This is a genomic window from Ramlibacter sp., assembly GCF_035706265.1.
Lineage (GTDB): Bacteria > Pseudomonadota > Gammaproteobacteria > Burkholderiales > Burkholderiaceae_C > Ramlibacter.
Genome location: NZ_DASSVG010000473.1, coordinates 1 through 9,860 on the forward strand (window position 1 = coordinate 1; position 9,860 = coordinate 9,860).

Genomic DNA, 9,860 nt, shown 5'->3' on the forward strand with positions numbered 1-9,860 from the left:
TCGCGCTTCGAGGTGCCCCGCATCGTCGAGGCCCTGCGCGCGCGCGGCCACGGCACCGTGTGCTTCTACGGCGCGCCGGGCACCGGCAAGACGGCGCTGGCGGAGCACATCGCGCGCAGCCTGGACAAGCCGCTGCTGATCAAGCAGGCCAGCGACCTCATGAGCAAGTTCGTCGGCGAGACCGAGCAGAACATGGCCGCCATGTTCCGCGAGGCCGAGAGCGAAAAGGCGATCCTGCTGCTGGACGAGGCGGACAGCTTCCTGCAGGACCGGCGGGGCGCCCAGCGCACCTACGAGGTCACGGAAGTCAACGAGATGCTGCAGGGCATGGAGCGCTTCGCCGGCATCTTCGTCTGCACCACCAACCTGATGGACCGCATCGACCAGGCGGCGCTGCGGCGCTTCGCCTTCAAGATCCGCTTCAAGCCGCTGACGGCGGCGCAGCGGGAGAAGATGTTCGTGACCGAGGCGCTCGGCGGGGATGCCGGTGCCCTGACGCCGGAGGCCGCGGCGCGCCTTGCGAAGCTGGAGCAGCTGTGCCCCGGCGACTTCGCCGCCGTGAAGCGCCAGGTGGAGATCCTGGCCGCCCAGCTCTCGCCCGAGGAATTCCTGGAGCAGCTGGAAGCGGAGCACCGCATCAAGCCCGAAGTGCGCGAGGCGCGCAGCATCGGCTTCACGTAGGCGCTGGTGCTGCACGGGTAGGCTGGCGGTGGAGCGCAGCGAAACCCCAGCGGTGCGCGCAGCGCACCCGCCGGCTCACCCCAGCGCCTGCAGCACGTCCAGCACGCCCGGCCCGTACGTCTCCAGCTTCTTCGCCCCGATCCCGCTCACGCCTTCGAGGTCGTCGAGCGAGCGCGGGTCGAGCGCCGCGATCGCGGCCAGCGTGGCGTCGTGGAAGATCACGTAGGCCGGCAGGTTGTGCTCGCGCGCGATGCGCGTGCGCCAGTCCTTCAGCGCCGCGAAGCGTTGCTGTGCCGCATCGGTGAGGCTCGCCGCGGCGGCCGGCACGCCGGACTTCGCTGCGCCGCGCTGGCGCGTCCTGGCCCGCCCGCCGGCCGGCAGCCCCACCGACTCGCGCAGCAGCACCTGTCGCTCCCCCCGCAGCACCGCGCGCGAAGCCGCCGTGAGGTGCAGCGTGTTGAACGCCGACGCATCCACCGCCAGCGCCCCGGTGGCGATCAGCTGCCGCAGCACGCCGCGCAACTGCTGCTCGGAGAACTCCGCCCCGATTCCGAAGGTGGAGAGCCGCTCGTGCCCGAACTGCCGCACCTTCTCCGTCTCCTTGCCGCGCAGGATGTCCATGATGTGGCCGGCGCCGAAATGCAGGCCGTTGGCCTGCTGCACGCGGTAGACGGTGGACAGCAGCATGCGGGCGGCCTCGGTGCCGTCCCACACCGCCGGCGGATTGAGGCAGTTGTCGCAGTTGCCGCAGGGCTCGGATTCCTCGCCGAAATAGGCCAGCAGGCGCACGCGCCGGCAGTCGGTGGCCTCGGCCAGCGCCAGCAGCGCGTCGAGCTTGCCGCGCTGGACCTGCTTGTAGTCCTCGCCGGCCGGGCTCTCGTCGATCATGCGGCGCTGGTTCACCACGTCCTGCAGGCCGTAGGCCATCCAGGCGTCGGAGGGCAGGCCGTCGCGGCCGGCGCGGCCCGTCTCCTGGTAGTAGCCCTCGATGTTCTTCGGCAGGTCGAGGTGGGCGACGAAACGCACGTCCGGCTTGTCGATGCCCATGCCGAAGGCGATGGTGGCCGTCATCACCACGCCGTCTTCGCGCAGGAAGCGGTCCTGGTGGCGCTGGCGCACCTCGGCGTCGAGGCCCGCGTGGTACGGCAGGGCGTCCAGTCCTTCGCGGCAGAGGATGGCGGCGATCTCCTCCACGCGCTTGCGCGACTGGCAGTACACGATGCCGGCTTCGCCCTGGTGCTCGCCCTCGATGAAGCGCAGCAGCTGCAGCGTGGGATCCTTCTTCTCCGCGATCGTGTAGCGGATGTTGGGCCGGTCGAAGCTGCTGACGAACTGGCGCGCGTGCCCGAGCTGCAGGTGGGCGACGATGTCCTCGCGGGTGAGGCCGTCGGCGGTGGCGGTGAGCGCGATGCGCGGCACGCCGGCATAGCGCTCGTGCAGCAGCGCGAGTGCCCGGTACTCGGGCCGGAAGTCGTGGCCCCACTGGCTCACGCAATGGGCCTCGTCGATCGCGAAGAGCGACAGCTTGCCCTTCTGGTGCAGCGCATCGAGCAGCGCCTGGAAGCGCGGCGTGGTGACGCGCTCGGGCGCCGCATAGAGCAGCGTGAGCTCGCCGCGCGCGAGCCGCCGCTCCACCGCGTTGGCCTCCTCCAGCGACAGCGAGGAGTTGAGGAAGGCGGCCTCCACCCCGGCCTCGTGCAGCGCGCCCACCTGGTCGTGCATCAGCGCGATCAGCGGCGACACCACGATGGCCGTGCCGTGCCCGGCCTGCTGGCGCGCCAGCGCCGGGATCTGGTAGCACAGCGACTTGCCGCCGCCGGTAGGCATGAGCACCAGCGCATCGCCGCCGGCGATGACGTGGTCGACGATCTCGGCCTGCTGGCCGCGGAAGGCGGCGTAGCCGAAGACGCTTTGCAGGAGGTGATGCGCGGGGGTCACGATCCCGGGATTGTCCCTGAGCTTGCACCCTCAACGCCCGGCGACGCCCGCACGCGGACCGCCAAAGCTGTGAACTGCGCACAGTGCCGCGGGCAGAGGCAGGTGACCCGCCCCCGCGCGAGGCGCGGATCAGCCGTGCAGGGAGCGCGGCCAGGTCCCGTCCGCGATCAGCCGCTTGCTGATGGTGCGGATGGCCCGCGCCACTTCGCGCGTCGCCAGGCTGGTCGGGCGCGCGGCGCTGACGTCCAGGCACATCACGCGCCGGAATGCGGGCTTGACGATGCGCGAGATCGAGAGCGCCTGGCTCGCGACCTCCTGGGCCACGGCATAGGAGGGCAGGATGGTGTAGACGCGGCTTTCCGGGATCAACTCCCGCATTCCGCTCAGCGCCTCCACTTCCAGCACGATGTCCAGGTGGATCCCCAGCTTGCGGGCATGCTGGTCCAGGCGCACGCGCAGCTCGCTGGGCACGCCGGGCAGCACGAGGGGCAGCCGGTCCAGCTTGCGGAACTCGATCGTCTCGCCCGCGGTCACGGGGTCGCCCGCCGGCCCGACCAGGTAGTTGTCGAAGGCGCCCAGCGGTTCCTCGCGCAGTTCGGAACGCCGGTAGCGGTTCACCACCGACAGGTCGATGCGGCCGGCGCTGCGGTACTCGTCGAGCAGCCCCGTGAACGCCTCGATCACGTGCAGGCGCACGCCGGGGGCGTGCTCGCGCAGGTGCTGGAACAGCGCGCCGACCAGGACGCGCGCAGTGGAAGGCAGCACGCCCAGCCTGACCACCCCCGTGGGCACGTTGGCTGCCTCGCGTGCCTCCAGCGCCAGCCGCTCCGCCTGTTCCAGCAGCGCGCGGGCCTTCGGCGCGACCACCTCGCCCAGCCGGGTAGGCATCACGCCCCGGCCGGTGCGGTGGAACAGGCGGCCGCCGCACTCTTCCTCGAGCAGTGCGATCTGGCGGCTCAGCGCCGACTGCGCGATCTCGAGCGACTGCGCCGCACGGGCCAGGCTGCCGGCTTCGGCCACGGCGCAGAAGTACTGCCACTTTTTCAGGTCCATGCCGCGGTGAATTCGAGGAATTCGAAAGCTGAAAGCGCAATCTTCGCACTTCTCCGGCCGCCGGCGCGTGGCTAGACTGCGCCGCAGGAGACAACGAAGAAAGCGAGCGGCGTGAGCGCGACGACGCTGAAGACCCACCTCGAGGACGGTGTCGCCACCGTCACCCTGGCCCGGCCCGAGGCCAGCAACGCAGTGAACGAGGCACTGCGGTCCGATTTCATCCGCGCGCTGCGGTCCCTGAACGAGGACGCGCAGGTCGCCGCCATCGTGCTCACCGGGGCCGGCCGCAGCTTCTGCGCCGGCCAGGACCTGCGCGAGGCCGCGGCGATGACGGCGGCGGGCGTGCCCGCGTGGCAGGCGCAGCAACGCGCCATGTACCAGTCCCTGCGCGATCTCGACAAGCCCTGCGTCGCGGCGCTCAATGGCGCGGCTGCCGGCGCGGGCTTCCAGGTCGCGTTGTGCGCCGACCTGCGCGTGGCCCACGCCGGCGTGCGGCTGGGGCAGCCGGAGGTGAAGGCCGGCATCGCGAGCATCGTCGGCTCCTGGATGATGACGCTGCACCTGGGGCTGTCGAAGAACATCGCGCTGTCGCTGGGCGGCGAGCTGATCGACGCGCAGGAGGCGCATGCGCTGGGGCTGGTGCACCACCTCGTCGCGCCGGAGGACGTGCTGCCCACGGCGCACCGGCTCGCACGGGCACTGGCGGCCCAGCCTCCGGTCGCCTTCCGGCTCACCAAGCAGCGCTTTCGCGAGATGACGCAGGCCGGCTTCGACGAGGCCTGTGCCGCCGGCGCGCGCCTGCAGGCGGCCTGCTACGCCGCCGGCGAGCCGCAGCGGGTGCTGGCCGAGCGCCTGGCGGGAAAGAAATGACCGAACTGCTGCACGAACGCATCGCCGCGCATGCGCGCGCCACCCCCTGCAAGCCCGCGATCGTCTGGTACGGCCGCGAGATCACCTATGCCGCGCTCGACCGCCTGATCGACGGCTGCGCGGCGCTGCTGGCCCGCCTCGGCGTGGGCAAGGGCGACCGGGTGGCGCTGTTCATGCAGAACTGCCCCCAGTACATCGTGGCCCACTTCGGGATCCAGAAGCTCGGCGCCGTGGTCTGCCCCTGCAGCCCCTTGTACAAGGCGCACGAACTGGCCTACCAGCTCGGCGACCTGCAGCCCAAGGCAGTGATCGCGGCCGACGACCTGCATCCCGTCGTGCGCGAAGTGGCGCGCGAGGTGAGCGTCGGCCACGTGCTGCTGGTGCACTATGCCGACCTGCTGCCCGCCGCGCCCACCTACCCGGTGCCGGAGCAACTCCTCGCGCCGCGCACCATCGACGATCCGGCGCAAGACTTCCTGGCCCGCATCGGGGAAGAGGGGGCCGCACCGCTGCCGGCGGTCATCGCCCCGGACGACGTCGCGCTGCTGGTCTACACCTCGGGCACCACCGGGCGGCCCAAGGGCGCGATGTTGAGCCATCGCAACGTGATGTTCAAGACGGCCGGCACAGTGCGCTTCATGGACATCCGGCCCAGCGACGTGCACCTGTCCATCCCGCCGCTGTACCACATCTCCGGGATGCTGTGCGGCTTCGACATCCCGCTCCACGCCGGCGGCACCCTGGTGCTCCACTACCGCTTCGACGCCGCCGCGGCGCTGGCTTCCATCGAGGCCCACCGGGTCACGTACTGGAAAAGCATCGCGCCGATGCTGGTGGCCTGCATGGAGCTGGAGACGCCGCGCCCCTACGACCTGCGCTCGCTGCGCATCACCACGGCCACCAGCTTCGGCGTGCGCGCCACGGCGGAGATGTCGCGCCGGTGGGCCGAATTCAGCGGCGGCTGCGAAGTGAGCGAATCGGGCTACGGCCTGACGGAAACGCATACCTTCGATGCCGTCATGCCGCGCGACGCCGTCAAGTGGGGCCCGGCCGGGAAGCTGGTGCCCGGCGTGCGCTGCCGCATCGTCGACCCGGCGACCGGCCGCGACCAGCCGCCCGGCGCGCAGGGCGAGATCGTGCTGCACAGCCCGGGCAACTTCCTGGGCTACTGGCGCCAGCCGGAGAAGACCCTCGAAACGCTGCGCAACGGCTGGGTGTACACGGGCGACATCGGCTCGCTGGATGCGGACGGCTACCTCACCTGGCTCGGGCGCTACAAGGAATTGATCAAGGTCTCCGGCTACAGCGTGTTCCCGGAGGATGTCGAAGTGCTCCTGATGAAGCATCCGCTGGTGGAACGCGCCGCGGTGCTGGGCGTGCCGCACGAATCGAAGGGCGAGGTGGTCAACGCCTTCGTGGTGCCGCGCGGGCCGGCCGGCGACGGGCTCGACGAGCAGGCGCTGATCGCCTGGTGCCGGCAGAACATGGCGGCCTACAAGGTGCCGCAGCGCATCCGCTTCCGCGCCAGCCTGCCGATGACGGCCTCGGGCAAGGTGATCCGCGGCGAGCTGCAGAGGAGCATCGCGTGAGCCCGGCGAGCGTGCGCCCGGTGGTGATGCTCACCAACGCGATCCATCCGCGGCCTCTCGCGCGGCTGCAGCAGCACGCAGACGTGCGCCTCGCGCCCGCCACGGACGCGGCGACCCTCACGCGCGTCGCGGCCGATGCCGACGTCATCATCGTGCGGGCCCCCTTGCCGCCCGAGGCCCTCTCGGCCAGCCCGCGGCTGCGCGGCGTGATCCGCCACGGGGCGGGCGTCGACCTGATCCCGGTGGACGAAGCGAGCCGGCTCGGCGTCGCCGTGGCCAACGTGCCGCAGGCCAACGCGGTCTCGGTGGCGGAGTACGTGGTCGGCCAACTGCTGGCGCTGGCGCACCGGCTGCGGCAGGTGGATGCCACCTTGCGCGCCCAGGGCTGGCCGGCGGCCCGCGCGCTGGCCGACGGCAGCACCGAGGTGGCCGGCAAGGTGGTCGGCATCGTCGGCATGGGTGCGATCGGCGCCGAGGTGGCCCGCATGTGCCACGAAGGCCTGCGCGCCCGGGTGCTGGGCGCCCGCCGCAGCGATGCACCGATGGCGCCTTACGTGGAGGCCTTGCCGCTGCCGGAGCTCTTCGCTGCCGCCGACGTGGTGGTGCTCGCCTGCCCGCTCAACGACAGCACGCGCGGGCTGGTGGATGCGGCGCTGCTGGCGCGCATGAAACGGGGCGCCTTCCTGATCAACGTCTCGCGCGGGCCGGTCGTCGACGAGCCGGCCCTCATCGCGGCCTTGCGCAGCGGCGCCCTGGGCGGCGCGGCACTGGACGTGTTCGCGGAGCAGCCGCTGCCGGCCTCGTCGCCGCTGCTGGCGATGCCGCACGTGATCCTGTCCTCGCACCTGGCCGGCATCACCGAGGACAGCATGCGGCGCATGGGCGAGGGCGCGGTCGACCAGGTGCTGCAACTGCTCGCCGGCGAACTGCCCCGCCATTGGGTGAACACGCAGGCGGGGGCGGCGATCCGCGCCCGGCTCGCACAACCGGTTTCCTCATGAAGATCAAGTCCGTCCTGGCACGCTGGCTGCACGTGCCCATCCCTCCCGAGCAGCAGCACGTCTCCGATTTCGGCCGCATCGGCTCCTTCGACTCGGTGCTGGTGCGCATCGAGACGGAGTGCGGCCTCGTCGGCTACGGCGAGGCGAAGGAGGAGGTGGGCAGCGAGGGCAACAGCCACGCCCTGGTGGCCCTGATCAACCGCAAGTTCGGCCCCGCGCTGGTGGGCGAGGACCCGCGCGACATCACGCGGCTGTGGGAGCTGATGTACAACGGCTGCCGCGGCCACTACGCGCTGGCCGAAGGCCACGTGTTCCCGATCCTGGGCCGCCGCGGCGTCTCGGTCTCGGCGATCAGCGGCGTCGACCTGGCGCTGTGGGACATCCTCGGCAAGCACATGAATGCGCCGGTGTGGCGCCTGCTGGGCGGCCGCAAGGCGGCGCGCATGCCGGCCTATGCCTCGGGCGGCTGGGCCGACGCCGATCGCATCGGCCAGCAGCTGCTCGGGTACGTCGAGCGCGGCGGCTTCAAGGCGGTCAAGATGCGCGTCGGCGTCATCGACGGCGATCCGGTGCATTCGGCGCGCCGGGTGCATGCGGCGCGCGAGGCGCTCGGGCCCGACATCGGGCTCGCCTGCGACGCCCACGGCACCTACAACGTGGCGCAGGCCAAGCGCTTCTGCCGGCTGGTGGAGGACGCCAACCTGATGTGGTTCGAGGAGCCCGTCACCGCCGACGACAAGCGCGGCATGGCGGAAGTGCGGGCCTCCACTGCGATTCCGATCGCCGCCGGCGAGAGCGAGTTCAACCGCTTCGACTTCCGCGACCTCGCGGAGTTGCGCGCGGCCGACGTATTCCAGCCCGACCTGGCGATCTGCGGCGGCATCACCGAAGCGATGCGCATCGGCGCGATCGCCTCGGCCTGGAACTTGCGCCTCGCGCCCCACCTGTGGACCGGTGCGCTCGCCTTCGCCGCCGGCCTGCACGCGGCCGCGGCCTCGCCCGCGGGCTGGATCCTCGAATACTCGCTCGGCGCCAATCCCCTGCTGCACGAACTCGCGCGCGAGGCCTTCCCGGTGCAGGACGGCCTGATCGAGATCCCGGACCGCCCCGGTCTCGGGGTCACGGTCAACGAGGAGTTCGCCGAGCGCTACACGATCACCTGAGGCGCGCGCACGCGCCGGGATTTCACGAGAGGAGACAAACCATGACCATCCGCCATCGTCCCCGCCAGTGGCTGCGCAGGACCACCCTGCTGCTGCCCGCGGCCCTCCTGTGCGTGTCGGCGCTGTTCACGCCGTCCGCTTCCGCCCAGGGCGCGTACCCGAACAAGCCGATCCGCATCATCGTGCCCTTCTCGCCGGGCGGCGCGACGGACACGCTGGCCCGCATGATGGGACAGAAGCTCACCGACGCCTGGGGCCAGCCGGTGGTGGTGGAGAACAAGCCGGGTGCCGGCGGCAACATCGGGGCCGAGGCCGGCGCGAAGGCGGCGCCCGACGGCTACACGCTGCTGCTGGCCGCCGCCGGCTTCATGGCGGTGAACCCGTCGGTGTACCCCAACCTGGCCTACGACCCGGCCAAGGACTTCACGCCGCTCACGCTGCTGGTGAAGGCGCCGCTGCTGCTGGTGGTGAACCCCAAGGTGCCGGTCAACAACGTCAAGGAGTTCTTCGCCTACGCCAGGGCGAATCCGGGCAAGCTGTCGATCGGCAACGGCGGCAACGGCACGGCGCAGCACCTGGGCGGCGTCTATCTCAGCAGCGAGGCCAAGGTGAACGTGGTGCACGTGCCGTACAAGGGCAGTGCGCCCGCCACGACCGACCTGCTGGCCGGCGTGGTCGACGCGCAGTTCGACAACATGGTCACCCTGGTGCCGTACGTGAAGTCCGGCAAGCTGCGGGCGCTGGCCGTGTCCGGCAAGCAGCGCTCCGGTGCGGTGCCGGACATCCCGACGCTCGACGAGACGGTGCTGCCCGGCTTCGAGACGGGCACCTGGTACGGCCTGGTGGGGCCGGCCGGCATCCCCGCGCCGGTGGCGCAGAAGATCAGCGCCGAACTGCGCCGCATCCTGCAACTGCCCGACGTACGCGAGAAGCTCGCCGGCATGGGCCTGGACGCCTCCGGCATGAGCGACGCGGAATACGGCGAGTTCATCAAGGCGGAGATCACCAAGTACGGCAAGATCGTGAAGGCCGCGGGCGTGACGATCCAGTGAGGGGCGGGACCGCAGCGGCCGCCGCCGGCGCGGCCCTGCGCCGCTGGCTGAGTGCGGCCGACTTCGAGCGGGCGCGCTGAGCCGGCAACCCTGCGGGCCCTCGGATTCATCCTGCTTCATACAATGGCGGCCATGAAGCCCGTCGTGTACACCCGTGGACAAGCCCTGCCGGAGCTGCTGGCGCAGCGCATCCTGATCCTGGACGGCGCCATGGGCACCATGATCCAGCGCTTCAAGCTCACCGAGCAGGATTTCCGCGGCGAGCGCTTCCGCGACCACTTCAAGGACCTGAAGAACAACAGCGACCTGCTGGTACTCACGCGGCCCGACGTGATCCGCGACATCCACGAGGGCTACCTCGCCGCGGGCGCCGACCTGATCGAGACCAACACCTTCGGCGCCAACCGCATCGCGCAGGAGGATTACGGCCTGGGCGAGCTGGCGCGGGAGATGAACGTGGCCGCGGCGAAGCTGGCGCGCGAGGCGGCGGACAAGTTCTCCACGCCCGACAAG

9 protein-coding genes are annotated in these 9,860 nt (G+C 71.2%); 7 read left to right on the plus strand and 2 right to left on the minus strand.

Annotated features, from left to right (window positions below):
• Window positions 1–681 (plus strand): ATP-binding protein (locus tag VFM98_RS16940; RefSeq protein ID WP_325111073.1); only part of this gene is annotated, 681 nt, incomplete at its 5' end.
• 75 nt (window positions 682–756) lie between these two features.
• Here VFM98_RS16940 and recQ read toward each other — a convergent pair.
• Window positions 757–2,619 carry a DNA helicase RecQ gene (recQ, locus tag VFM98_RS16945; protein ID WP_325111074.1) on the minus strand — a complete coding sequence of 621 codons (1,863 nt, stop codon included), beginning with the start codon at window positions 2,617–2,619 and terminating at the stop codon, window positions 757–759.
• A 129-nt stretch (window positions 2,620–2,748) separates the two neighbouring features.
• On the minus strand, window positions 2,749–3,672 hold the full coding sequence (locus tag VFM98_RS16950) for a LysR family transcriptional regulator (protein ID WP_325111075.1): 924 nt from the start codon (window positions 3,670–3,672) through the stop codon (window positions 2,749–2,751).
• 111 nt (window positions 3,673–3,783) lie between these two features.
• Here VFM98_RS16950 and VFM98_RS16955 point away from each other — a divergent pair, with 111 nt between their 5' ends.
• From VFM98_RS16955 to VFM98_RS16980, 6 genes are all read left to right on the plus strand, one after another.
• Window positions 3,784–4,542, plus strand: coding sequence for an enoyl-CoA hydratase/isomerase family protein (locus VFM98_RS16955; RefSeq protein ID WP_325111076.1), 759 nt, complete (start codon window positions 3,784–3,786; stop codon window positions 4,540–4,542).
• Window positions 4,539–6,131, plus strand: coding sequence for an AMP-binding protein (locus VFM98_RS16960; RefSeq protein WP_325111077.1), 1,593 nt, complete (start codon window positions 4,539–4,541; stop codon window positions 6,129–6,131). Before VFM98_RS16955 ends, VFM98_RS16960 begins: the two co-directional genes overlap by 4 nt.
• Window positions 6,128–7,132, plus strand: a complete 1,005-nt coding sequence (locus tag VFM98_RS16965; protein WP_325111078.1) for an NAD(P)-dependent oxidoreductase — start codon at window positions 6,128–6,130, stop codon at window positions 7,130–7,132. Before VFM98_RS16960 ends, VFM98_RS16965 begins: the two co-directional genes overlap by 4 nt.
• Window positions 7,129–8,295, plus strand: coding sequence for a mandelate racemase/muconate lactonizing enzyme family protein (locus VFM98_RS16970; protein ID WP_325111079.1), 1,167 nt, complete (start codon window positions 7,129–7,131; stop codon window positions 8,293–8,295). Before VFM98_RS16965 ends, VFM98_RS16970 begins: the two co-directional genes overlap by 4 nt.
• Before the next feature lie 41 nt (window positions 8,296–8,336).
• The gene (locus VFM98_RS16975) at window positions 8,337–9,347 is read left to right on the plus strand and encodes a tripartite tricarboxylate transporter substrate binding protein (protein WP_325111080.1); all 1,011 of its coding nucleotides are present in this window, start codon (window positions 8,337–8,339) and stop codon (window positions 9,345–9,347) included.
• Window positions 9,348–9,479: 132 nt separating this feature from the next.
• Window positions 9,480–9,860 (plus strand): homocysteine S-methyltransferase family protein (locus tag VFM98_RS16980; RefSeq protein ID WP_325111081.1); only part of this gene is annotated, 381 nt, incomplete at its 3' end.

Excerpts from the sequence above, each read along its gene's own strand:
- VFM98_RS16970 (WP_325111079.1), top strand. The coding sequence starts at position 7,129 with ATGAAGATCAAGTCCGTCCTGGCACGCTGGCTGCACGTGCCCATCCCT.
- VFM98_RS16960 (WP_325111077.1), top strand. The coding sequence starts at position 4,539 with ATGACCGAACTGCTGCACGAACGCATCGCCGCGCATGCGCGCGCCACC.
- VFM98_RS16975 (WP_325111080.1), top strand. The coding sequence starts at position 8,337 with ATGACCATCCGCCATCGTCCCCGCCAGTGGCTGCGCAGGACCACCCTG.
- VFM98_RS16950 (WP_325111075.1), bottom strand. The coding sequence starts at position 3,672 with ATGGACCTGAAAAAGTGGCAGTACTTCTGCGCCGTGGCCGAAGCCGGC.